1 protein-coding gene is annotated in these 722 nt (G+C 66.9%); it reads right to left on the minus strand.

Annotation, left to right across the window (positions count from 1 at the left end; genetic code table 11):
• A partial coding sequence (locus tag JNK74_28825; GenBank protein ID MBL7650186.1) for a hypothetical protein occupies window positions 1-722 on the minus strand: 722 nt, incomplete at both ends.

Here is a 722-nt window from a genome sequence, read left to right on the forward strand (position 1 = left end):
CTCGGCCTGGGCTGCCGGCGTGTTGATGACGAGTTCGATGAAGGCCCGGGGGTTGTCGATCTGCGCTGTGGCTATGCTGCCGCGAACCTTGATGGCGTCTTCCCGGAGCAGCGTTGCGCCGTCACCGGCGAGCCCCCGCCGCAGGCGCCGGGCCAGGATGCGTTCCCGCGTGATGCCGGCTTCCAGGCGCTGGAGCAGGGCATACAGTGGCGGGGCGGTCTTCTTCTCCGCGTCGGGCTGAAACCGCATCAGCTCCACCAGGGCCTGGAGGCGGGCCGGGCTCTTGCGGGACAGGATGATCCACACCGGCACCGGGTCATCCGGGTTCCACGCCCGTTCGATGTCGTAGGCGTCCAGCATGGCCTGCTGCTGGCGCAGAAAATCCGTATTGGCGAGTTGCGGGTTGCCTTCGTAAAGCGCGGCCAGCAGCAGGTTCATCCGCGCCGTGTCCGGGTTGATGCCCATCACCTGGGTCAGCTTGGGCTGGTACCAGGGTGACTCGGTGATGGCGAGGCGGCGTGCGGCCGGCACCTTGCGGATGAAGGCCAGAAGCTCGTCGAAGTTGCCCACCTTGTTGATGGTGAACTGGGCCGCCAGCTCTTCGGGTGCGCCGAGAGCCTTGAGGGTTTCGCCCCCCGTCTGATGGGAGGCGAAGTAGAGGGACTGGACCAGGGTGCCTTCGTGGAAGCGCCGTTCAAGGCTCTCCAGCTCGGCGGTGAGGC

This window comes from Candidatus Hydrogenedentota bacterium, from assembly GCA_016791475.1.
GTDB lineage: Bacteria > Hydrogenedentota > Hydrogenedentia > Hydrogenedentales > JAEUWI01 > JAEUWI01.